Source organism: Microbispora hainanensis (assembly GCF_036186745.1).
Classification (GTDB): Bacteria; Actinomycetota; Actinomycetes; order Streptosporangiales; family Streptosporangiaceae; genus Microbispora.
In genome coordinates this window covers 5,572,161-5,596,168 of the sequence record NZ_CP108086.1, presented here as the reverse complement: position 1 = coordinate 5,596,168, position 24,008 = coordinate 5,572,161, and the positions used below count along the sequence as shown (strand labels likewise).

The 24,008-nt window shown below is 64.1% G+C and carries 10 protein-coding genes and 1 pseudogene; 5 read left to right on the top strand and 6 right to left on the bottom strand.

Features of this window, described 5'->3' with window-relative positions; translation table 11 throughout:
• Nucleotides 1–192: 192 nt before the first annotated feature.
• Nucleotides 193–597 (top strand): arsenate reductase ArsC, encoded by a 405-nt coding sequence (locus OHB01_RS26145; protein ID WP_142647856.1) that lies wholly within the window; start codon nucleotides 193–195, stop codon nucleotides 595–597.
• A gap of 1,743 nt (nucleotides 598–2,340) precedes the next feature.
• Here OHB01_RS26145 and OHB01_RS26140 read toward each other — a convergent pair.
• From OHB01_RS26140 to OHB01_RS26125, 4 genes are all read right to left on the bottom strand, one after another.
• Nucleotides 2,341–3,168: a restriction endonuclease gene (locus tag OHB01_RS26140; protein WP_142647809.1), complete on the bottom strand. Its 828-nt coding sequence runs from the start codon at nucleotides 3,166–3,168 to the stop codon at nucleotides 2,341–2,343.
• Nucleotides 3,143–3,424: a hypothetical protein gene (locus tag OHB01_RS26135; RefSeq protein WP_142647811.1), complete on the bottom strand. Its 282-nt coding sequence runs from the start codon at nucleotides 3,422–3,424 to the stop codon at nucleotides 3,143–3,145. The genes OHB01_RS26140 and OHB01_RS26135 overlap by 26 nt, the downstream gene beginning before the upstream one ends.
• Before the next feature lie 477 nt (nucleotides 3,425–3,901).
• Nucleotides 3,902–4,837, bottom strand: coding sequence for a restriction endonuclease (locus tag OHB01_RS26130; protein ID WP_142647813.1), 936 nt, complete (start codon nucleotides 4,835–4,837; stop codon nucleotides 3,902–3,904).
• 182 nt (nucleotides 4,838–5,019) lie between these two features.
• A complete protein-coding gene (locus OHB01_RS26125) occupies nucleotides 5,020–5,802 on the bottom strand; it encodes a hypothetical protein (protein WP_328854088.1) in 783 nt (260 codons plus the stop codon).
• 187 nt (nucleotides 5,803–5,989) lie between these two features.
• Between OHB01_RS26125 and OHB01_RS26120 the strand changes: the two genes are divergently transcribed.
• From OHB01_RS26120 to OHB01_RS39955, 4 genes and pseudogenes are all read left to right on the top strand, one after another.
• Nucleotides 5,990–7,279, top strand: a complete 1,290-nt coding sequence (locus OHB01_RS26120; protein ID WP_419197551.1) for an IS256 family transposase — start codon at nucleotides 5,990–5,992, stop codon at nucleotides 7,277–7,279.
• A 355-nt stretch (nucleotides 7,280–7,634) separates the two neighbouring features.
• Nucleotides 7,635–8,856 (top strand): IS3 family transposase gene (locus tag OHB01_RS26115; protein WP_328854087.1). Its coding sequence is split into 2 segments (ribosomal slippage): nucleotides 7,635–7,924 and nucleotides 7,923–8,856, totalling 1,224 coding nucleotides; the frame shifts between segments, so codons are not numbered across the junction.
• A 270-nt stretch (nucleotides 8,857–9,126) separates the two neighbouring features.
• Nucleotides 9,127–10,200, top strand: coding sequence for a tyrosine-type recombinase/integrase (locus OHB01_RS26110; protein ID WP_142652651.1), 1,074 nt, complete (start codon nucleotides 9,127–9,129; stop codon nucleotides 10,198–10,200).
• Nucleotides 10,201–10,447: 247 nt separating this feature from the next.
• A pseudogene (locus OHB01_RS39955) lies at nucleotides 10,448–10,628 on the top strand (IS982 family transposase); the annotation flags it as partial.
• 207 nt (nucleotides 10,629–10,835) lie between these two features.
• On the opposite strand, the gene OHB01_RS26105 reads toward OHB01_RS39955, so the two are convergent.
• Nucleotides 10,836–11,264 carry a DUF4259 domain-containing protein gene (locus tag OHB01_RS26105; protein WP_142652652.1) on the bottom strand — a complete coding sequence of 143 codons (429 nt, stop codon included), beginning with the start codon at nucleotides 11,262–11,264 and terminating at the stop codon, nucleotides 10,836–10,838.
• Nucleotides 11,265–11,288: 24 nt separating this feature from the next.
• Complete coding sequence (locus OHB01_RS26100) at nucleotides 11,289–23,642, bottom strand: DNRLRE domain-containing protein (RefSeq protein WP_328854086.1); 12,354 nt, start codon at nucleotides 23,640–23,642, stop codon at nucleotides 11,289–11,291.
• Nucleotides 23,643–24,008 lie beyond the last annotated feature (366 nt).

The window sequence follows — 24,008 nt, the reverse complement described above, 5'->3', positions numbered from 1 at the left end:
AGGAGGCCTGGTGGACCGAGGCGGCGTACGTCAACCGAGGATGCCCCCTTGTCGCCTCGCGTCATCTCGGCCACGGAGGACAGCGACGGAGGAGCCCTGCGGTCGCATGCGGCGGGAGCACCGCTTCGAGGACCGGTGGCCATCGGCCAGAACGAATATCAGGAACTCCCAGACAGATCGAAGGGACCATCCATGCCTCCGATGCCCAGCGTCCTGTTCGTGTGCGTACACAACGCCGGCCGTTCCCAGATGGCGGCCGGCTGGCTCGCGCATCTGGCCGGCGACCGCGTCCAGGTACGTTCGGCCGGATCGGCGCCCAGGGAGCAGGTCAACCCCGTCGCCGTAGACGCCATGCGCGAGGTCGGCATCGACATCAGTGCCGAAAGACCGAAGCTGCTCACTGCCGACGCCGTCGAGGCATCCGACGTGATCATCACCATGGGCTGCGGTGATGCATGCCCTATCCTCCCCGGCAAACGGTACGAGGACTGGAAACTCGACGACCCGGCGGGGCAGGGCATCGATGCTGTGCGCGTGATACGGAATGAGATCTACGACCGTGTGAAGGTTTTGATGGTCGAACTTCTGAAGCCCTGACGCGCTTCCCAGGAGTACGCGGGTGGCTCTCGTGGTCGGCGTCCGTGGCACCCACCTCGCCCACAACCTTCGGGTCTCTCACGCCTCGTGAGCACGATCGGGTTCGAGTGCGGCGAGCAGCTGGGTGATCAGGAAGGCCAGGAGTCCATCCTCGAACGGCTGCCCGCCATGCCCCTCACGAGAGCGGTTCCTCTTGGGACGCTTCCAAGACTCCAGCCGTAGATCGTGATCTTGCGTGCTCTCCACGTCACTTCCGCGTCGGTGTGGCGAACGACGGTCACCAAGTCGTGGCCAGGAAGGTTCACCACGGCAGCCACAGGCGTCTGCGAATGGTCTTCCGCAGGCAATGCGTTGTTGATCGAGTTCGCACCGCCCAGAAGCGAGGCCCTTTACGGTGTAGATCTATAGTCCGCTTGAACACGAGGCACTCCCCCAGCCAGAAAGCCGGCGAATGCGGTGACACGCTGGACATACATCTGTCACTGGGCGGCACGGTCCGGGAGGGCGACTCTTGATGACACTTGGGTGACACAACAGAAAAGCCACAATCCCCGATCTTGGGAACTGTGGCTCTGACCTGCTAGAACAGTGTCGGGACGGCGGGATTTGAACCCACGACCCCTTGACCCCCAGGACGTTGGTGTAGTCGTTATTGCAGCTCAGTCGTATTCAGAGGCGCGAGGGCAAGGTGAGCACACGTGCCCGTTGTTCGGCTGTGCGCATAGCGTGTGGTCCCCGGATGGTCCCCAGCGGACACCTCCGCCATCGCCTTCTTACCGGCGGCTCCGAGAGAGGCACGGTGCCTGTGCAGACCGAACGACGCGAACACCCGTGCTAATGACACCTTGTGTCGATGTGATTACGATCCGACTGGGCCGGTTGTGATCCCCGATACGAAGGGCGGTGCCGGGTGGATTCGCTGATGATCTACGGGCACGGGCTTATCTCATCGCTGCGGGCCTGTGCCCGCTCCGGCGATTCGGTCGACTATTGCGACGGCGAGCCTGGAGAGGAGCCGCGCCTGTCGGGCCCTGCTGCTGAGTGAAGTGCCCCTGGTGCACCCCAGCGAGCCTGGGCGTGCCGAACCTCACGCTTTGCGAACTGCCTGAAGAGGTGCCCGGTCCGTATGGACCACTCTCCCCCGGCCCCGATAGCTGCCAGGATCGGTATGGCGCGCTAGCAGCTCGGGAGGTCTCTTAACATCACGCCGTCTAAACTGCCAAACCGCTGACCTGGGGGTATACGGGTCGAGCGACCGTGAGTCCCCGTAATTCCCTGCGGACCGCCGACCGTACGGGCACGCAACGGGCACGCCGGCGTGGTTCCTTTCCTCAGATGCCGCAGTAGAACTCGAACTCTCTCCTGCCGCCTCTCCACCTGGGCGTATGCCATGGAGTAGTGCCCTGACCTGGCAATACGGCTCTCAACGTCTCCTACTGACTTCCGACGTTTTACGGCCTCGGGCGGAACCAGAACGGAACTGAGGTGCGCGGGCCGACGACGGAGACGCAAGCCAGGGCTGACGCTGAAGCGGAACTCTGATCGCCATCCTGCCGACCTGCGTCGGGATACTTGCTGCGCTGGTCGGGCGGTCTTCTGGTCTCGCGTCGGTGGTCGTTGGCTGCCGACGTTTCACGGTGTCTTGTGCCCCCTATGTGCCCCAGCATCAGACTGAGGCGCAGCCGTGGGGCCGCGCTCGGATCACACGACGTAGTTCTGAATCGCCACCTCCCGATAAGTCAATCAATTGGCTCGAATCCGATTGATTAGCTCGGTCATTTCGGATGGCTGTAGTTCCGTCCAGTCCAAAACCTCACCACCGAACCCTGTCATGTGTTCATATATCCTCTTGCAAGTTTCAATCTTTCCCTCGATCAGCACATAGAATGTAGGCCAGTCAGCAACATAGAAAGGGACGCTACTGTCCATAGGAATGAAAGGCACTGGCCATTCATTCTGTTCGGCCTGATCCACTGTGCTGCGAATAAAAGTAAGCTGGCCAGTTAGCGCGAGAGGGCTTTTCTCGCCAAGTATGTCGGTCGGTCCAATGTAGCGCGCCAGAACTCGGCTACGATCCGGCTCGGTCAGCTGTCCCAAGGCGTAAAAACTTTGCAGGAGCTTGTTTATCTCTTCGTTCATTCGCCTCAGTCGCAGTCTATGTATTTCTTGCGCCGCGTCCTGGCGAAAGTCTTCGAGGCTCGTAAGAGTTACATTCGCGTTCGAGGCGGCGCGGATCGCACCCGACTGAAAGCCACGATCTGAGAACATCAGCCCCCTGTCGGCGCCGACGTCGCTAACGATCCCGAGTAAAGTTAGTACTCGCTCTTTCGGAACGGGCCTATTCCATTTCTTGCATTCGATTACCCATAGCTGGGTTATTCCGCCAATGTTCATTCGAGCAGTCACATCAATGTCATGAACCCCTCGAACACCCTCTATTCTTTCATTGATCTGCACATCGAACCCAAGCTCCTCCATCAGGCTTCCGACGGCAATTTCATAATTCTTCCACTCCGGTTTTTTCATTGATATTTGCTCCTGCACATCATCGTTGGACGAGAGGGGCGACATCGACACCTAGGTGCTTTCTGGCTTTCGACAGGAATTCATCCTTTGCCGCATACGCTTCCCTATAGATCCTTTCCCATTCTTCCGGATTCGTTTTCTCTCCTCGTGCAAAGTCTTGCAGTTGTTCCGCAACTGCACTCCATCTATCTGCTGCATTGATTGTGTCCTGATCTCCCAGCAGTAGGACAGACTCGAACCTCCATGCACGCTCCAAAGAAGCACGGTTCAGCTCTTGCAGACCGTTTTCGATGTCGCTCAATGCAGTCTTACTATAATGGTCAGTTATCCCTCGCGCCGCAGCTAATCGCCCACACAATAGGATGACAGCCCGGACAGCGTGAGCGTATTCAACATACGTCCTATGACGCTCCGCATCCCACCGTGTTGCGTACTGACGCCTCCACCGCGAGCGCTCGTTTAGGCTGGTCGCCATGTAAGATCCAAGTGCGCCGATCACTACGCCAAGTAATGCTGGCAATTGAGATAAGAAGGAGCTCATGCACTCTCTCCGCGAGGTGGTGAATGTGAAGGATCGGATGACCGACGAACGCGATCACGATTAGCTCAAGATTATGGCTCGCTTGCCGGCCCCCAGGTACACACGCTCCATCCTGACGACGTGGGTTGGATGGTCTGCTGTGCTGGTCGAGCGGCCTTGCGAGGCCCTAGGGGTAAAACGACGCGGCGTGCAGCTCGAGGCATTTCGTTTCCTCTCGCTGGCGTGACTGCGCCAGACCTATTCACCCAACATGCGGGTAGCCGGAAAATAACAATCACCGGTCTCGTTGACATATCGTTTCTTGCGAAGAAGTAGATCGTCCAGTCGAACGCGACCATCAAGGATCATGAAGATGTCGGAGCCGTCCATTGTGATGAAGGATGATGCCGACTCGTACTGCTTCAATGCGTCAGAGCTGAATCCATTGATGCTCACGTAAAGACCTAGAGCATTCTTTCCCTTGCGTGCGATCTTCATCCCGAACACATCTAACTGCTCACGAGATACAACACCTTTCAGCCACTTGGCTTCCAGCACATAATCGTCGGTGTCAAAGCTGAATGCCCCGTCGATTTGCTCTAGTTCTAACGAGTAGGCCGCCCTCGGATTGAAATCAAAAAGCCAGAAAAGATCGTTGAGAAATCCTTCGAATTTACGTCCTCGCGCTTGGGGGTCCGAAAGTGAATGCAGCACAAGGAATTGCTGCTTCAACTCGTCCAGAGCCTTGGAAGTTGCGCGCCCCTTCTCCGCTTCTTCGACGGCATTTGCCAATTCTTTCGCAAATCGCGCATGCTCTTCTGCTATCTCGCGGTGCTGAGTTGTCAGATCGCTAAGATCCGCAACAGCCTGCTGCGCACGCTCTAGCCAGCTAGGGTCTTCAAGTTGCTCTAACTCTCTAAAGCGCTCCATCGAGGAGATCTCAAGCATCAGACTAATAGATACTGACTGATACTTGCGTTCTCCGTGCATCAGTCGAGAGACTAGTGCATCGACAGTATCTCGCTTAGGTGCGTTTTCCAGATCCAAGCCAACTAAGAGTTCCGGGTATTCTCGCAGCGCGGCACGCAGGAAGCGCGCTAGCGACTTCTTGTACCAGAAAATTAGAGAGAGTGAATCTGCTAACGCATCATAGGCAAGTGGGCTGATCTTCTTGAAGCCTGACGTTCCGGTCATTCATCCTCCATCTGGTAGCGCGGTAGAAATTCGAGTCGGCCTAACAGGTTGAACTCATTGAGCCTGTCGGACGATTTCAGCCTCTAGCCATCACCCAGCGCGATGAGGCTAAGGCTCTGATCTTCATTGACCTTTCTGAATATTTTCCAGATAGGCCCAAAATCAGCGGCGAGGCCCTTGCATCATCTAAGGATGCGCTGGAGGAAAGCGCGAACAAGATGATCCAGATCCCTATCTAGGCTAGTTTCTTCCACTAAAATTCTTTCGATGTGGATTACTCCGCTGTTTTTCCAGTGTCGATCTCTGGTGGTGTCGGCGCCAGCTCGTCCGCGGTGGTGAGGCCCATCCACTTCGATAAGACCGATCTTTCCTTGTCTGACCACCAGAAAGTCGGGAGTCCAAGACGAACCAATGCCCACACGTCCCAGAGGGAGAGGGAAGATCGTAATTGTATTGGCTGGATCATGTTTTACAAGGTCGGCCTGGGCTCGCTTGAGTGCGTCGTAAACTTTGATCTCTTCGAGAGAGTCAAAGTTGAACCCATCACGCCGCAGTCGCGGGTCTGGCTCAACCCGAACAGCATGGTTCGTTACGGTACCGCCAGACAGTCGCGCATACAGAGATTCCCGCCATGTGTGATCAACGAATGGCAGTGCGGCTCCAATGACTACGTCATATATGTGCACGTCATGGCGAGCTGCGATTTTCCTCAGGACCGATTCGACCCGCTCTATGATCTCTGGAGTAAAACGTTTAGCCAGCCACCCGGGGGCGTTCAGGCAGGCCCGATAATTTGTTATGTCGTAGTCGCGTTCCCACGCGATAAAATCGATATCCGCGACATCTAGAAGAAGGGCCGCAGCTTCGACATCGCCCTGTTCATCCAAATAGAAAGCAGACTGCGCCAAGATCAGTTCGTCGCGAGCAAGATCTTTGGCTGAGCCTCGGGTCTCATCAGGGGCCACGGTTCGAGTGTAGATCGCCACGTGCCCGCCGTCCCCTCTGCGTTTCACCCCACTCGTCCGGGAAGCAAACCAGGGGCCGAGCAATGCTTAGAACCTGTGGATCTTCAGGGAAGGGGTGTACCTTCCCGATGATCATGTAGGTCTCATGCATGACCGACGCGCCAACGTCGGTCGGGAAGGCACACCCGTGCTCACCGTAGTCCCTGACCCCGCTGACGGCGACCGCCGCATGACAGACGGCCCGGTCTCCTCCTCCCTGATCGACGAGATCGTCCGGGAAGGCGCCCGCAGGATGCTCGCCGAAGCGCTCAAAGCCGAAGTCGACGCCTATATCGCCCAGTTCTCCGATCAGCGTGACGACGATGGACGCCGTCTGGTCGTGCGCAACGGCTACCACGCCGCGCGCGAGGTGCTCACCGCGGCCGGCGCGATCGAGGTCAAAGCGCCCAGGGTCAACGACAGGCGCGTCGATGAGGTCACCGGCGAGCGCAAGCGCTTCTCCTCGGCGATCCTGCCGCCCTGGGCGCGCAAGACACCGAAGATCACCGAAGTGCTGCCCTTGCTCTACCTGCACGGCCTGTCCTCCGGTGACTTCGTCCCGGCGCTGGGGCAGTTCCTCGGCTCGGCGGCCGGCCTGTCGGCGCCGGTCATCACGAAGCTGACCGAGCAGTGGAAGGCCGAGCAGCGCGCCTTCGCCGACCGTGACCTGTCGGGCGTGGACTACGTCTACCTGTGGGCCGACGGGGTGCACGTCAACGTCCGCCTGGAGGAGCACCGTTTGTGCCTGCTGGTGATGATCGGCGTGCGCGCCGACGGCCGTAAGGAGCTCATCGCGCTGTCCGACGGCTACCGCGAGTCGACCGAGTCGTGGGCCGACCTGCTGCGCGATTGCAAACGGCGGGGGATGCGCGCGCCGGTGCTGGCCGTCGGGGACGGCGCACTGGGGTTCTGGGCCGCCCTCGGTGAGGTGTTCCCGCAGGCCAGGGCTCAAAGGTGCTGGTTTCACAAAATCGCCAACGTGCTGGGAGCCATGCCGAAGTCCGCACAGAGCGGCGCGAAGAAGGCGTTGGCGGAGATCTGGAACGCCGAGGACAAAGACCACGCCCTGGCGGCGGTGAAGGCGTTCCAGGCCGCTTACGGGGCCAAGTACGGCAAGGCCGTGGCCAAGGTCGTCGACGACGTGGACGAACTGCTGGCCTTCTACGACTTCCCAGCCGAGCATTGGGTGCATCTGCGCACGACCAACCCCATCGAGTCGACGTTCGCCACAGTCCGGCACCGCACCAAGGTCACCAAAGGCCCCGGTTCACGGGCGGCAGGGCTGGCCATGGCGTTCAAGCTGATCGAGTCGGCCCAGGCCCGCTGGCGCGCGGTCAACGCACCCCACCTCGTCGCCCTGGTCCGCGCCGGGGCCACCTTCGTCAACGGCAAGCTCGTCGAACGCCCCGACGATCAGCCCTCACCAGCAGCTGCTTAGGAACTCGTGATCCACAGGTCTTGACGATTGCTCCAGGGGCCGGCGCTTCGCCCATCCCGTCTGCCGTCGACCCCACCGCGGAGCGGCAGCGGGCTGGCGACGGAGGTGCAAGCCCGGCTTGACGTGTCCCTCCGCCTGGGCATCTTCCACGGTCATTGGATGCCAACAGTCACAGCCGGGCTTGCGCCGGAGGAGGCGGGCTGCTGGGCTTGCCTGGGGTCGATGGCGGGCGGGATGGCTCCCACACCAGCCACCCCACCACCCGCACGTGTTCGAAGCCATCTGAACCACTCCGACTTTCGTGGAGGCCCTGAAGCCAGCATCATCTGCTGGCGGAAGGGAGAATCACGTCACGATGCCAGCCCCGAGGAAGTATCCCCAAGAGCTTCGAGAGCGCGCGGTCCGGATGGTGTTTGAGGTTCGCCGGCAGACCGGCGGTGCCCCCGGCGCGATCGCCCGGGTGGCCGATCAGCTCGGTGTTCACCGCGAGGCGCTGCGCGGGTGGGTGCGCCAGGCCGAGATCGACGAGGGACAGCGTCCCGGCACCTCGACCGCTGATGCGCAGCGGATCGCCGAGCTGGAGCGTGAGGTGCGCGAGCTGCGCCGCGCCAACGAGATCCTCAAGGCCGCGGCCGCTTTTTCGCGGCCGAACTCGACCCACGGCCGCCCAGGTAGTTGCCTTCATCGACGCTCACCGCGGCGCTTTCGGCGTCGAGCCGATCTGCCAAGTGTTGCAGGTGGCGACGTCGACGTACTACGCGGCCAAGTCCCGCCCGCCCTCCGCGAGGGCGGTGCGGGACGCCCAGCTCATGGCCGAGATCACCACGGTGTGGAACGAGAACTTCGAGGTGTATGGCGTGCGCAAGATGTGGAAAGAGCTCAACCGGCGCGGCACCCGCGTGGCGCGGTGCACCGTGGCCCGGCTGATGAAGCGCCTGGGGCTTGCCGGGGCGGTGCGCGGGGATCACAAGCGGCCCACGACAACGATCTCCGAAGCCCTCACCGAGCGGACCGAAGACCTGGTCAAACGCGACTTCACCGCCCCCGCCCCGAACCGGCTGTGGGTCGCCGACCTGACCTACATCCCCACCGCGTCGGGGTTCGTGTACGCGGCGCTGGTGATCGACGCGTTCTCGCGGATGATCGTCGGCTGGCGTCTGGCCGATCATCTGCGCACCGACCTGGCGCTGGACGCGCTGGAGATGGCCATCTGGCGTCGCGGAGACGGACGGCGGCTGGAAGGGCTGGTGCACCACTCCGACCGCGGCTGCCAGTATCTGTCGATTCGCTACACCGAGCGCCTGTCGGGTGCCGGGGCGGTCTGCTCGGTCGGCTCCCGTGGGGACAGCTATGACAACGCCCTGGCCGAAAGCACCATCGGGCTGTACAAAACCGAGCTGATCCACCGGCGCGGCCCGTGGAACGGCCTGGACGACGTCGAGATCGCCACCATGGAATGGGTCGACTGGTACAACAACCGGCGCCTCCACAGCGCCTGCAACGACCTCCCACCAGCCGAATTCGAGACCCACTACCGAACACAAACCGCCACGGCTATCCTCACCCCAGCCAGCTAACCCGGCCTCCACGAAACTCGGCGCGGTTCAAGGTTTGCAAGGGTTACCGGAGCGGCCGTGAGGATGATCCCGCGAAGTGCCAGCGTTCCTCGTCGCTCAGTTCCTGCCAGCAACCCGGACATGTCGTCCCCCTTCGAATTGCCGGTGCTGTTCGACCTCCGGCACAGCTCGAGACGCCGATAGTCCCCTACCCCTTGATTCGATGGATGTTGAATTCCGATAATGTATGTTATCGGAAATCAGCTTCGAGGATCTTGAGGTAATTCGGACATGCATGGCGAAGTGGAGCGAGAACCGGCTATCGAGGGACGTATCGTCCCGCGACCCCTGGACCTCGCCGCCGTGGAGGAGGTCCTGAGCGACGAGGCCGCCGAACTGCTCCAGCAGGCCCGCTCGGACAACACCCATCGGGCCTACACCGGGGACTGGGCGAGGTTCTCCGACTGGTGCGCCGCCAACGGCGCATCCCCGCTGCCGGCCACCACGGCGACGGTCCTCAATTACATCGCCTACCTGACCACCCTGGGCCGGGCCCCGGCCACGGTCGACCGGGCAGTCTCGGCGATCTTGTCCATTCACACCGACACGGGCGCCGAGCGGCCGAACACCCGGCCGATCCGGGAGGCCCTGCGCGCCTACCGCAAGCTGCGGGCCAAGGCCGGCTTCCGTCCGCGGCGCTCGCTGCCCATCACCATCGAGATCCTGCGGGCGATGATCGAGGCCCAGCCGGAAGACACGCCCGCAGGACAGCGCAACCGGGCCATCCTGACCGTCGGGTACGCGGCGATGACCCGCCGGATCGAGCTGCACAATCTGAACATCGGGGACCTGACCTTCCTGCGGGAAGGGCTGGAGATCTTCATCGCGATGTCGAAGACCGACCGCGACGCTCGCGGCGTCAGCGTGCCGCTGCCGTACGGCTCTCATCCGGGGACCTGCCCGGTGCGGGTCGAGTCGGCATGGCTGGAAGTCCTCGCAGAACACGGCATCACCAGCGGACCGGTGTTCCGCGCGATCGACAAGAACGGCCGGATCGCGGGCGCGATCGGCGACGACGGCATGCCCGTACGGCGGGCCGGCCGCGGCGACGGTATCCGCATGACCCCTGAGGCGATCAACCTGGTAGTGAAGGAAGCCGCCCGAGCTGCCGAGCTACCGCACGCCGACCGCTACTCCGCGCATGGCCTGCGCGCCGGCGGGGCCACGGACGCGGCCGACGCCGGCGCAACGATGTCGGGAATCTGCCAGCACGGCCGGTGGTCGGAGAAGTCCCCGGTGGTGATGCAGTACATCCGCCATCGCGACAAGTGGAAGAACAACCCGATGCTGCGCGTGGGCCTGTGACCGGGGCGGCGACTGTGCAGGGGGACAAGGCACCGCGACTTGGTCCGGGCTGTCCATGTCCCTCGGCATGACCAGTTGGCTCGAGACATCGCTGATCTGTCCAGCTCCGTACATGTGACGGGCGTCATGCGTAACAACCCAATGTGGCGGGTTGGCTTATGCCCGCCGCTGAGTAGTTCCGGGAAGTGTGCTTCCATGAAGTAGGCGAGGTGACACCGGCACCTGATCGCACTGATCGTCCCGGACAAGGGGGTACGTCTCCGGCGAGCTGGACGCCTACCTAGCCGAACGAGAGGTGCGGCTGCCGCGCGTCCTACCGCAACTGCACACCCCGCCCCGGCGAGCAGCACCTCAAGCGAGCAGCACCTCAAACCGATCCGCAGCTCATCGAGTTGGACAATGACACCCTGAAAGGCCAGCTCGACCTTATGGATAGACGATCCTCAGGCGTCGGTTCGCGAGCACAGATTTAGATGATTCGACGCGAGAAAGGGCGGGACGCCAGTCACACCGCCGTACTGGGCGGCCACCCGCACACTGCCTGCGATGGGTTTAAAACCCAATCACAGAACTTGCCCGAAGGCAACCCTTTGACTCCCGGCTCGACAGTCGAGAACAGTTGACCTGTGCGTTCGCTACCCAGTATGGGCACGCAGCACGGATAGCAGTGTTTCCATAATAGTCTGTGCCGCCGTTCTATCCTCGTCTTTCTTCCAGCTTCGCCAGTACCAACCATCTGGGGGAAACGTTACTTCCATTGCTTGCGCAGCTGCGATGGCAAGATCAGGCGGGATTGGCTTGTCCAGCCATTCCGTGATGGCATAATCCTCATTCTCATTCCAAGATAGATTCCTCCCTGTTGGCATATTGGCTGCGACGACGGCGGCAGCGGCTGTCACCTCCTCAGGTAGCACCTCGATGGTCGAACTACCGGGTGCCTCCACGGCAGTACCGAAGATGCGTTGCAGAGTGGTCAGCCGCTCCATCGCGGACTGATCCTCTAGTTCCTCTAGGAAGTCCTCGGCAGTGTCGCTGTCGAACGGCCCCGAACCCCAGGTCCCCATTCATTCACCTCGGCATCCAAGTCATTAGTAGTAACCGCCCATAGGGACGGCTATTTCGGGGTCTCTAAGATTTACAAGGCGAAATCCTTGCAGCTTCATGCCTTCCATCACAGTCTGCTCCATGCGGCGAAGGGCAGTCTTACTCGTTCCGGGAGGCACGTTGAAGTAGGTTACGTTGACTATATCGTCCATTGTATAGCCCGCTTTCCTGACTGCATGCCTTGAACTCATAGACTTGTTGGTCCTATCTCGCATGCTCTTGGTAGCGCTTCCTACATATTTGCTGCCGTCCTTGAAGTGAATGACATAGACACCAGGCTGGGCTGGTACATTGAACTTTGTTCCCGGCCGGCAAGGTGCATTGTGCACCAAGATCGGCGTGTTGTCGACTACTACGAAGTACGTATGAACAGCCGCGATCGTGAGGTTGTGCACCTCCTGATCGTGGGCAGTCCAGCTCTTGACTGCAGTGATCTGGACGTGAGTGCCGGCAGCTGTACGAAGCCATGTTCCAGGGTCGAGGTGCTTAGCGTTGACCCAGTGCCCTTGGTCCTCGGACCAGAACGGGTGCTGGTCGGTGGCGAGAATGACACCCGTCTTATCGCCGCTCGGACCGTCGATATCGACGGTAATTTTAATGAGATCCTTGTCGCCCCTACCCTCGATGACATTGAGGACCGGCTCAGCCAGCACTTCCCCGATAACTGGGTCGGCGGCCAGGACTTCGTCACCGATTCCTACCTCTTCGATGGGCTTGTGACTGCCGTCGGCCATGAGGATTTCGGTGCCGGGGACGAAGCTATTGCAGCCTAGCTTGCCCTTGCCGAAACGACCCGAGTTACGTCCATAACGGTAGTTGCTGCCGATAGTACGGTCATCGCCGTCATACATTCCTATGGCGCTGTTATTAGCATGAAAGCCATTCAGGAGGTAACCGATGAACGATTTCGGACATCCTATATCCCAGCAAATGCTTAGGGCGAGTGCATACTCTTCTGATTGCTGAATGCCGGGGTAGTGAATGCCTGGAGAACCAAGGACCTGATCGTGATACCTCTTTACCCACTCTTTTGTAAATTTATCTTTATCTACACCTGCCGGCAATTTCAGATCGATAGAGCCAAAGCCGGTTTCCACCCAGTGGCCATTAACCAACTTGTGGGTGGTCATCCATTCGAGGCAGAGCTGACTTGGGTTGGCCTTGCAATTTTCAGGCTCCGGGGAAAGTCCGGTTGGATCGGACGTGCCAATAGGGTTGTTTCCGGCATAGCCGTAGGGGTTTGCCCATTGGGGTTTGCGGAGGTCGAGGAGGGGGTCGGTGTTTAGGAACTTGGCGATGGCAGGGTCGTAGTAGCGGGCGGACAGGTAGTCCAGGCCGGTGGAGTCGTCTTCTGTTTTGCCGAGGAAGCCTCGGTCAGTGAAGGGGAGGTCGTCGGCACCGCGGCGCTGACCATAGGGCAGGTAGCGTTCGCGGGAGACTTTGCCGGTGGTGTCGTCGACGGCGAGCTGGGTGGAGCCGTGCAGGCCGGACATCAGCCAGGTGACGCCGTCACCGCCGGTGCGCATGGCGATGGTGGCGCCGTCGGAGGCCGTGTAGTAGCGCTTGCCGGTGATGCTGTCGCCGTTGACCTCGATTTCCATGGAGCCGAGGTACAGGGTGGCCTTGCCACCGGGGGCCCGGCGGATGAGGCGTTCGCCGTCGGCGTCGTACACCATGGTGGTGTCCTGGCCGTCGATAGTGGCCTTGTCCAGCTGGCCGAGTTCGTTCCAGGTGAAGGTGCCGGCCTTGCCGCCGACGGTGCGGGAGGTGAGCTGACCCGCGTTGTCGTAGGCGTAGGTGTCGGTGCCGGTGGGACGACTGATGGCGGTGACCGCGTTGGGACGGACCGCATCGGTTCCCGGTTGGGGATAGTCGTAGATGGCGGCCTGACCGTTGGAGGTCAGGCTGGTGATATTGCCGGCGCCGTCGTAGGTGTAGGACTGGGCGTAGGGGTCGATGCCCTGGTTGTCGGCCGAGGCCGTGCCCTGGCCGCAGTCGGTCGCGGTCGTGGTCCAGGCCTGGGACAGGCGGTGCAGGCCGTCGTAGGTGAAGCATTCGTACTGGCCGGTGCTGCCGCCGCTGGCTGCGGCGGCGTCGAGGATCTTGGTGATCTCGTCGGAGAGGTCGTAGGTGTAGCGGTCGTCCTGCGCCGTTACGGGGCCGCTGGTGTCGGCCTTGGTCGTGGTGGTGACGCTTTTGATTCGCCCGGTGTTCGGGTCCCAGTCCAGGTGCCGCCTGATCTTCCCGCCTGCTCCATAGGCGCGGTCGGTCAGGCGTCCGGTGCCGGAGTAGGTGGTGGAGTCGATGTAGGTGAACCCTCCGCCCAGACCACTGGTCATCCGGGAGGGGAGGTCCAGGTCGGTGTAGGTGGAGGTGAGGGTCTCGGTGGGGAGGCCGCCGGCGGCGGGCATGGTGTAGGTGGCTACCTGCCCGGTGGTGGTGTAGGTGGTGGCGAAGGTGTAGGTGCCGGCCATTAGCCCTTCGGACGAGGGGATGGTCAGCGTGGAGCCGGTGGGCCGGCCCATCTCGTCGTAGCCGGTGATGGTGTCCACGTAGGCGTTGCCGCCGAGGTACCGGGTCGCGGAAGTGAGTTCCCCCTTCCCATTAGTGGTGACCGTGTCGTAGACCCACTCGGCCAGCTTGGTGCCGCTGTTGGGCTCCCCGGACCACACGGCGGTCTTCCTGCCGATGTCATCGTAGGAGTAGGAGACCTTCTGGCCCTTGCCGTTGGTCGACCACAGCAGGTGGTCAGCATCGTCGTAGGCCTGCTGGGAGTCGCCCGCGTCGGGGTCGTGGGATGCGGTGCGGCGGCCGAGTAGGTCATAAGTGAAAGTGCTGACATTGCCGTTGGCGTCGATCAGCTTGACCGTCTGTCCGTCGCGGTCGTACTCGAAGGTCGTGTCGTAGTGGTTCGGCACGCTGACGGTGACCGATTGCCAGGCGGTCCAGTCCGAGTCGATGCCGTTCTTGACAGCGCGGGCGCGCCAGCGAACCTTCCACCCGTTGCTGAGAGTGCCGGCAGGGATGGTGACCGTGGCGTCGTTGCCGGAGGTCACCCCGTTGACAGAAGTGGTCCAGATCTGGCCGGTGCCATGCTGCGTGTCGGCGGGGTCGTGCTCGACTTCGAATTCGGCGCCGAGCTGCCCGCCCTGCGCCGAGCTGACGGTGGCCAGCAGGGCGGGAGTCAACGTGATCGTCGTGCCGTTGTTGGCAGGGCGGGTGCGGGGGTTGCCTACGACCGGGATGAGCGAGCCGTCGGTCACGGTCAGCTGCTGCCAGTCCGACCAGGCGGAGGTACCGCCAGCGGTGACGGCGCGGGCGCGCCAGCGCACCAGCCACCCGTCGGACAGCTTGCCGTCGGGGACGGTTACGGTCGCCTGCGTGCCGGAGGTCACGTCGTCGACCGCGGTGGTCCAGATCTGGCCGTTGCCCTGGCCTTCGGGGGCGGCGGGGTCGTGCTCCAGCTCGAACTCGGCCCGCACCTTCCCGCCTGCGGGGTCGGTGACCTGGGCGAGCAGTTGCGGGGTCAGCGACGAGCTGACTGTCTTGCCGTCCACGGCCTCGGACGGGGTGACCTGCAGGGTGCCCAGCACGGGGTCGGGCTGGTCAACGCGGACGGTCTGCCAGTCCGACCAGGATGAGGTGGTCTCGCCGGCGACGGCGCGGGCGCGCCAGCGCACTAGCCAGCCCTCACTCAGCGTGTCTGCGGGGACGGTGACCGTCGCCTGGGTACCGGCGGGGACGTCGTCGACCGCGGTGGTCCAGATCTGGCCGGTGCCGTGCTCGGTGTCGGCGGGGTCGTGTTCGAGCTCAAACTCCGCCCGCATCGTGCCGCCGACGGGATTGGTGACCTGAGCGAGCAGTTGCGGAGTCAGCGACGAGGTCACTGTGGTGCCGTCGACGACCTGGAAGGGAGCGACCTGTAGCGCGCTCACCGCCGGCTCAGACGGGACATTGCCAATGTCGACGGTGGCCGACTGCCAGTCCGACCAGGCGGACGTCACCTGGGTGGCGGTGTTGAGCGCGCGGACACGCCAGCGGATTCCCCACGCGTTGTTCAGTTTCCCACCAGGGACGCTAACCGACGCCTGGATGCCGGAGGCGACGTTGTCGACCGCGGCGGTCCAGATCTGGCCGGCGCCATGGGCGGTGTCGGCAGGGTCGTGTTCGAGTTCGAACTCTGCCCGCAGCGGCTGCCCGTAGGTGTCGGTGACGGTGGCCAGCAGCTGCGGGGTGAGCGAGGTGACAGTGGTGGTCTGCCCGGACGTCTGGGCGGGAGTGATCTGCAGCTGGGAGACGGTGGCGGCTGGGACCTTCACTGTCAGGGCCTGCCAGCCGGACCAGGCGGAGGTGTTGGATCCGGCGGCGACCGCGCGGGCGCGCCAGCGGACCTTCCACCCGTCGCCGAGTTTTCCTGCGGGGACGGTGAGGGTGGCCTGGGTGCCGGAGGCGACGTTGTCGACCACCGGGTCCTGCGCCGCCCTGATGGTGGCAGCCGACCAGGCCGACCAGGCCGAGGAGGTAGAGGTGCCGGTGTTGGTGGCGCGGGCCCGCCAGCGGATGTGCCAGCCGTCGCTCAGTTTCCCGGCCGGGACCACCGCGGGGGCATCGTTGCCGGAGGTGACGCCAGCGGAGCTGCCCGCCCAGATCTGACCAGTGCCTTCTGCGGTGTAGGCGGGGTCGTGCTCGACCTCGTAGTCGGCCCGCAGGCTCCCGCTGGCAGTGTCGGAGACGGTGGCGTGCAGGGTCGGCGTCAACGACGACACCGCACCCCCGGTAACGGGGGTGATCGACAGGTTGCCGAGCGTGGGAGACGACGACGGCAGCGAGTAGGTCACGGTCAGCTCCGGCGCCTGCGAGTAGCCAGGGTAAGCGACGGCACCTTCAGAGGAGTCGTAGACGCGCCAGTCCTCATCCGCGTTCTCGTCCGCAGCTCGCATCTGCAGGCCCCACCTGGGTTGGCCGACGGCCCAGTCCTGGGCGATGCCGGTGACGTCCCACGTGACCGGTATCCCGCCCATGCCGTTGTCGCCACAGCGTTCGATGTCGTAGGCGTCCTGGCGGGCTACCGCGTCCTCGCTGGTTGCATACGGCTGGCTGTTCCAGGTGACGGTGTAGGGGTCCCAGGCGGAGGTCACCCTCCTGACCTGAATGCCAGAGCCGAACGGCGCGCACTGAGGGGCACCATAGTTGAACAGCGACAGTTGTGCCTGCGCCACCGTCGCACCGGTGAGGAATGCGGTGTCAAAGTTGAGGTAGCCGCGCGTGACGTCGCCGCCGTCAACGCCGATATCGAGGTAATTGTCATCGGCGTGGGTATCGCCGACGCTGTCCCAGTTAGCGACGAAGGTGTCGGCTTGAGGTGAGAAATCCACTGTCGGGTCGACGGTCACCGGGTAGGTGAGCGTGGGGTCGGCCAGGAACGCCGCGTCCGGGGTCAGCTCCAGCACCTGGTGATCACCTTCACCGGTGAGGCGGGTGGCGATACGGCCCATGCGCCGGTGCCGGCCCTTGGCCTCCTTAGTTCTGGCGTCCGCCTTCGCATTCGCGTTGGTCCCGGCCTGGGCGTCCCCCGCCTTCCTCTCTCCACGGTCGGACACGGGGTACATGACCGGCTGTGCCAACGGGGCGACCAGCTTGCCCGTACTGTCGGTCAGCGTGAGCCGGCCCTGGCCGTCCTGCTGCAGCTTCCACCCGGTGGTCTTCACGTTGATGCGGTAGTTGAGTTGGGCAGTGGGGCGCTCGCGCAACTCGATGTCATGGCGGACACCACCAGGCAGCACCGTCACCACCAAATCGGCACCAGGACCAGCCGCATCGGCATAACGGGCCTTGTTCCGCTCGACCATCGGCTTGGGCAGCGGGGCCGGCCAGCTCAGCGCAATCGAATTACCCGCCTCATCGGCCACAGTGGCGAACGGCCCGTCACCACCGTTGGACACCTTCACCTGGGGCCCGGCCTTGGGCACCAAGGCGCCGTCCTTGTCCACCAAGCTGGTGTCGATCGGCACCCACGCCCCGTCCCGCTTGACCCTGGCCGGACGGGTGCTGAGCGTCGTGGTGAACGTCTTGCCATCCGGGTTGGCCACAGTCGAACTCGTCGCCGAGGTCAACCCTGCCACCGCGACCGGCTTACCCGACCGCTTCGCCTCAACCGACGCACCCATGCGCGCGTCGTCCTGCACGTGCGATGGCGGCGCATCCGCGGCCGGCGCGTTCGAGGCTGGCACGTTGGCGGCGGGGGCGGCGCCAGCCGCTGCGGACTTGGCCGTCCCTGTCTGCGTGTTGCCGATGGTCCAGATGCTGCCGGTGCCATGGGCGGTGTCAGCCGGGTCGTGCTCCAGCTCGAACTCCACTCGCGACGCCCCCGCGTCGGGTGTGGTTACCCGGGCGGCCAGCGCAGGAGTGAGGGTGGAGGTAACAGTCTCCCCCGACAGCACCTGCGACGGGGTCACCTGGAACTGGTCCACCAGCGGGTCCGGCACGTTCACGGTCGTGGTTTGCCAAGCCGACCAGGCCGAAGAGACGGAGGCTCCGGTGTTGGTGGCCCGGGCCCGCCACCGGATGTGCCACCCGTCGGTGAGTTTCCCGGCCGGAACGACGGCGGGGGCATCGTTGCCGGAGGTGACGGTGGCCGAGCTGCCGGTCCAGATCTGGCCGGTGCCTTCCGCGGTGTAGGCGGGGTCGTGCTCGATTTCGTAGTCGGCCCGCAGGTTTCCCCCGGCGGGGTCGGAGACGGTTGCGTGCAGGGTCGGTGTCAGCGACGACACCGCGGACCCGGTGACCGGGGTGATCGACAGCTTGGAGGCCGCGGGGGCCGAGGGCAGGGTGTAGGTGACACTCAACGTGGGAGGGTCGCCGTAGCCGACCTCGGACGATGCGAACCCGACCTCATAGTCGGCGGCGTTGCTCTCATCAGTTCCGCGCAGTTCGATGCCGTAGTTCGCAGTCCCCGACGCCCACGCCTGCGCCATCGAGGTGACCCTCCACGACATGGACCGGTCGCCGGAACAGCCACCGGTCTCCGACGCCGTGGCCTGGCCGCTGGTGGTCGTGGTGGGCTTGTTCGTCCACAGGACGGTGCTGGGGTTCCAGCTGGAGGTCACCCGCGCCGCGACGATGCCACCGGTGGCGCATTCGAAGGAATCGACCCACATCTGATAGGCGCTGAGCGTGGCGCTTGACACGGTCGCGCCCGCCAAGGAGCTGGTGTCGAACTTCAGATAGGAACGCGCGACTTCGACACCGACGAAGTTGAAGACCGCACCGGCGACGAGCTCGGAGTCACCCGCGTGAGTACTGCTCTCGCCCTTGATGACGTAGGTGTCGCTGCTCAGCGGAAGCGTGGTCGTGGGATCGATCGTCACCGGATAGGTGGTGGCCGGGTCAGCCAGGAAACCGGGGTCGGGCTGAAGCACCAGCACCTGGCGGCCCTGCTCCTGCACGACACTGGTGGTGATCTTCCCACGCTTTCGCGGGCGCCGCTTACCCTTCGCGTCCGCGCCGGCATCGGGCGTGGAGGACGCCCACATGACCGGCGTGGGGGCCGCCGCGACGACCGTGCCACCCTTGTCGCTCAGGGTCAGGCCACCGGTCTCCGCGGTCTTCAGGGTCAAGCCGGATGTCTCGACAGGCAGCCGGTATTCCACCGGACCGGACGGCCTGCGCCGCAGCACGACATCGTGCCGGAACCCGGTGGCCAGCGCGGTCACCACGAGATCGGCCCCCGGCCCTGCCGCATCGGCGTAGGTCGCCGTGTTCCCCTTCACGGAGGGGCGGGGCAGCGCGCTCGGCCACCACAGCGCGAAGACCGTGCCGTCCTGCCGTGTCATCTTCGCGAACACGCCTGTCCCTCCGGTGGAGAACTCCACCTGAGCGGCCGCGGCCTTCGGCCGCAATACCCCATCCTCGTCCACGAGCGAGGTGTCGATCGGCACCCAGGACTGCCCCTGCTTCACCCGGGAGGGGCCAGCGGTGAACTCGGCGGTGAAGGTCTTGCCATCCGGGTTGGCATACACCACCGAGGAATCGGTCGTCGCCGCGTCGACCTGCACCCGCTTGCCCTGCTTGACCGCGGCCTTGAGCGCCGCATCGGCAGCCGCCCGGACCTCAGGCTGCGCGGCAGCCCCGGAAGAGGCAGCGGACGAAGACGGCTGTGCGGGCGCGGCCTGCGACGTCGCCGAGGCAGTCACGGCAGAGGAGTTGGACGAAGAACCCGGCGGCACCGGCCCTGCCACAGCTGCCGCCTGCTGACCGCTGCCCCCGCCGCTCAGCCATTCTTCGATTTTGGTGACCTGGTCGGCGGCGTCGGTGTAGTACACCGTCTTGCCGCCCACCGGCGGAATCACCTCGTACTTGTCCGCGCCCAGGTAGTTGGTGGTCGTACGGCGGAACTCTTTCTCGCCGGTCGCGTCGGCCGTCATGTCCACCTGGGCGGTGACTCGGCCGAGCCGGTCGTACTCCTGCTTGGACCATTGCGGAACCGTGCTCCATGCGGGGTTCAGCAGGCCCGATCCAAGCGCGCTCCCGTTGTACACCGGAGCGGAGGTCCGCTCGGTCAGGCCGCGCTCGTTGTAGGCGGTGACCTGAACGATCCGGCCGCCTGTCGGCGAGGCGGTTTGCACCTCACGCTCGCGGCCGAAGCCGTCGCTGTAGGTGTAGGTGGAGGTGTATTTGGGGGTTCTAGTGCCGGCGCCGGACTGCAGGCGCGACACCATGGTCCGGGATGGCTGGCTACCGGTGACGGCGTAGGCGACCTTCGCCGCGGGGGGATTGTCGCTGAGGTCGGTGTCGTTGCGGTCAGGCTTGGGCGCATCCGGAGTCCACAGCTGCAGCGTTCGGCCCAGGACGTCGTAGTCGATGTTGACCTTGTTGTCGTTGGCGTCCTGCATGCCGACCGGCTGACCGTTGTACTGGGAGGACCAGGTGGTCACCTGGTGCTGGAGCGGATTTTTGACCGTCACGCCCTGCCATGGCCAGCCGACGGCTGGGGTGTAGGTCGTGGTGGTCTTCTTTGGGTTTTGCTCGGACGGGTCGGACGGCTCGGTCGTGGTGAGCGGCCGGCCGTAGTTGTCGAAGGTCGACTTGATCGTGGCGTAGTGAGTGGTGGTGGAGTAGGCGCGGGTTTCGGTGACGTTCCCATGGGTGGGAGTGTTGGCGGACGGGTCGCTCGCTCCGTCGTAGAGGTAGACGATACGGCTCAGCAGGTCACCGCTGGTGCAGTCGTCACCCGCATGCTTCTCCTCCGACGCGTGGTAGTTGAGCATCCACGTCGTCGTGTTGCGGGCGTAGGTGATGGAGGTGCAGGTGTTGTCGGACGCGATGCTGGTGTCGCCGTAGTCGTTGACCGTTTTCGGCAGCCCGTCGGAGTTGTAGGTGGTCTTGGTGTCGGTGTAGCGCCACCCGGTGGTGGTCTTCTCCCGGGACACCTCCCGCGTCTGGTTCACGCGAGAGGGGTTACGCGTGCCCGGGCCGCCGCCGGTCTCGACTACCTCGTACTCATACCGTGTGGAGGAGTTCTCCCCATTGCTGTCGCGGACTTGTTCCTGCAGGGTGCGCCCGTTCAGCTCGATGGGATCCGGGACGCTGTGGCCGTCGAAGTCGGTGATGGACCGGCCCAGGCCGCGGAAGAACTTGGCCGAGGTGGTGCTGACCCCGGAAGAGCCGGACCCGCCGCCGACGGTGGTGGTCACCTGACCGTAACCGCGCCATTCGGTGTAGTCCTCAGGCATGAACGGGTCGCGCACGGCCAGGGGGTTGTCCGGGACCGCCCAGCCCGGATCATCCTCATAGGAGTAGCTGGTGACCTGGCTGGGTGAGCCGCCCACCATGTCAATGTCGGTGACCGACGTCACCAGCCACTTGGCGTAGACCTCGCCGTAGTAGTACCAGTCGTCGTTGACGATGTCGTAGCGGGTGGTGATGAAGTAGCAGTCGTAGCCGGAGTCGTCCCAGATGTCGCTCGGGGGATACTGCGCCATTTCCGGGCAGGGGTTTTCCTGCTCGTACTCCACCTCACTGCGGCCGCCCAGCCCGTTGTTCACCGCGCCGATGCGGGGGAACTCCACCGAGTCCAGCTCGATGCTGACGGCATTGTTCCGGAAGGTCGCCTCGAACGTGGTCGGCGGCAGGGCGATCTGCGTTCCGTTGCCGCCGGCCAGGCCGACCTGCTGGATGGAGTCCAGCCACAAGATGGGGTACTCGTCCCCGTTCCAGCCACCGCCGTCCAGCCACTGATACGACAGGTCCCACCGGGTGACGTCCTCCCAGTCGTCGGTCGTGCCCGGGACCAGGGTCTGGGTGGTGATCGAGCTCAGTATCCGGCTTGTGTAAAACCGCGGCCCTGTGCCGTACACGCAGTCCGAATAGTCGCGCCCGTCCTCGCAGAACTCCGGCTCGTCGGTAACGCCGCCGGAGGCCCGATCAGAGGTGGTGAACACGATCCGCGCGGTCGGGCTCGAGCCGGGAACGTTGATGTTATGGCCGTAGCTCACCGCGGACACGTTGACGGCCCTGTCGTACTCCGGGTCGCACCTGCTGTCGTAGTCCAGCGCGACCGTGCAGTAGCCGTCTTCTTCCTTGTCGTAGGAGTAGTCGATCACGTTGCCGTTCGGGTCGACCTCCTGGTCCAGCATCCAGCGCCAGGGCTTTTCACAGAGCTGCTGAACGCTGTCCTCGCCGCTGCCGGGCTCGGGGTAGTACTGATGACACGGCTCGCCTTCGTCGTCACCGATGAACGCCATCGCCAGCGAGGAGTCGGTGTTGTAGCCGAACCGGTAGACCGAGCCATCCTGGGTGGTGATCCGCCACCACGACTGCGACGACATCGGCTCGATCTTCCAGCCGTAGTCCTCCACCGTGCGCCACTTGCCGGAGGTGTCTTTGACGATGTCGGTGGAACGGCCGTCCAGCGACAACGTCAGCTTCGAGGAGGTCGGATCCCCGTACGGCGACTCCCAGCACTTGTCCGGCCACCCCACCTGGGCGGTGTTGTAGCCCATCCGGCCCGACTTCGCATACCCCGAACACGACACGAACGACCGCTCGATGAACCCGGTGTTCAGCTCCCAGCCCATCCCGACCAGGCCGGACTGGTTGTTGGTCTGCGAGGTCAGCGAATCCACCGCCGCCGACGAATACTGCAACGCCAGCTCAGGGGCGTCCCCGGACGGGGCGGGCGGGGCCGTGATTGGGTAACTGTAGGAGAACGCCCCACCCGACTGGCCCGCCTGCCACGTCCCCGACGGCTTCAACGGCGACGCCGCAAAATCACCCGTCAACGACCCCGACGCCGTCGCCGCAGCAGAGGCCGCCACCGCATAGACGAACCCATCGGCGGAGCCGGCAGCGGTGTCTCCAGCGGCAGCAGCCCCGGCCGAGGCGCTTGCCGGAGGCGTGGCCTGCGCCCCACCGGTTACGGCGCTACCGGCCGCGGCCGTGGAGGTGCCGCCCGCCGCGGGGGCGACCTCGACCTCGGCCGTCAGATGGCCGGTCTTCACGTCGTTGACCACCGGCAACACCCGCAGCTGCGCCGACCGCTGCTTGGCGCACTCGGCCGTCAGCGGCTGGGCCAGCACACACGCCGGCAACCGCACCAGCGTCAACCGGGAGGCGAACCCACCCCCGCCCGCACCGCGAAACGAGGAGTAGTCCACCGTGACCTTCGCCGCCGCAGGAGCCGTGCCGCCGTCCGCTCGAGTCAGCTGCAGCACCATGCCGACACCGCCGACCTTTCGGGCCACGGTGTTGTCGAACGTCTTCACCGTTACAGAACCCGGGGTCGGCTTCACCGGTTCCTGCGACGGCGCAGCCTTCGGCGCCTTCTCACCCCGCGCGGCGGATGCCGGCTTCCTACTCGAGGGCGACGCGCCCGGCCGCGGCGTGGCGCTCGCTTTCGCGTCCGGCGCGGCCACCGTCACCGGCAACCCCGGTACGGCCGCGGCCTTGCCCGCCACCACGTTCACCCGCGCCGACCCGCTCTTCGGCCACACCGGCGCCGGCGGCTTCTTCGCCGGGTGGGACGCCTCCTCGCCCTTCACACGGGGAGTCGGGACCGCGACCGGACGGGCTTCCACGCTCCGCTCCTGCTGCGGTGCCTCCACGGCGGCGCTGGCCGGTGTGACCAACCCGTCCGGCACGCCGACCCCGGCGACGAACACTCCGAGGATGACCACCGCCCCAACCCACGCCCGAGAGAAACGGCCATGAATTGTGCCGGGCAGCAGTTTCCGGGCACGCGAAATCGGCACGCCGAGCTCCTCCGCACGCAAAGCGAAGCGCGCGGCAGGCATCGCCGCTCGCCCCAATAAAGCCGAAATAAAGAGACCAAACGGGATCATGCGTGCCTGACAACCCCAGGTCAAGACCTACTTCGCATCTGGATGATCACGTGCCGTTACGTGGACGGCAGGCCAGATTCCCGTCCATAACGCCCCACCAGGCGCGTTCCAAAAACGAAGAGGGGGCAGCGAAGCACAGGTGTGCGATCTACATCACATCGCCGAATCCCTCTTGACGTAACAGCGCAGGAGACGTGCCGGTAGTGCCTATGACGCCGGAGACTCACCCCTGTAGGCGCACGCCCCGAAACGGGATCGATACCAGGCCTGAGATACGGCCGTGGTTGCCGGGGGCGGGAGCTGAGGGGCTGGCCGCGGCCAGCCCGGTTGTCGCATCAGCTGCTCTGATCACCGCCGAAACCGCTT

Bases quoted from the DNA above. Each gene is read 5' to 3' on its own strand.
- OHB01_RS26140 (WP_142647809.1), bottom strand. From the start codon at position 3,168: ATGTCGCCCCTCTCGTCCAACGATGATGTGCAGGAGCAAATATCAATG.
- OHB01_RS26105 (WP_142652652.1), bottom strand. From the start codon at position 11,264: ATGGGGACCTGGGGTTCGGGGCCGTTCGACAGCGACACTGCCGAGGAC.
- OHB01_RS26145 (WP_142647856.1), top strand. From the start codon at position 193: ATGCCTCCGATGCCCAGCGTCCTGTTCGTGTGCGTACACAACGCCGGC.
- OHB01_RS26130 (WP_142647813.1), bottom strand. From the start codon at position 4,837: ATGACCGGAACGTCAGGCTTCAAGAAGATCAGCCCACTTGCCTATGAT.
- OHB01_RS26100 (WP_328854086.1), bottom strand. From the start codon at position 23,642: ATGATCCCGTTTGGTCTCTTTATTTCGGCTTTATTGGGGCGAGCGGCG.
- OHB01_RS26110 (WP_142652651.1), top strand. From the start codon at position 9,127: ATGCATGGCGAAGTGGAGCGAGAACCGGCTATCGAGGGACGTATCGTC.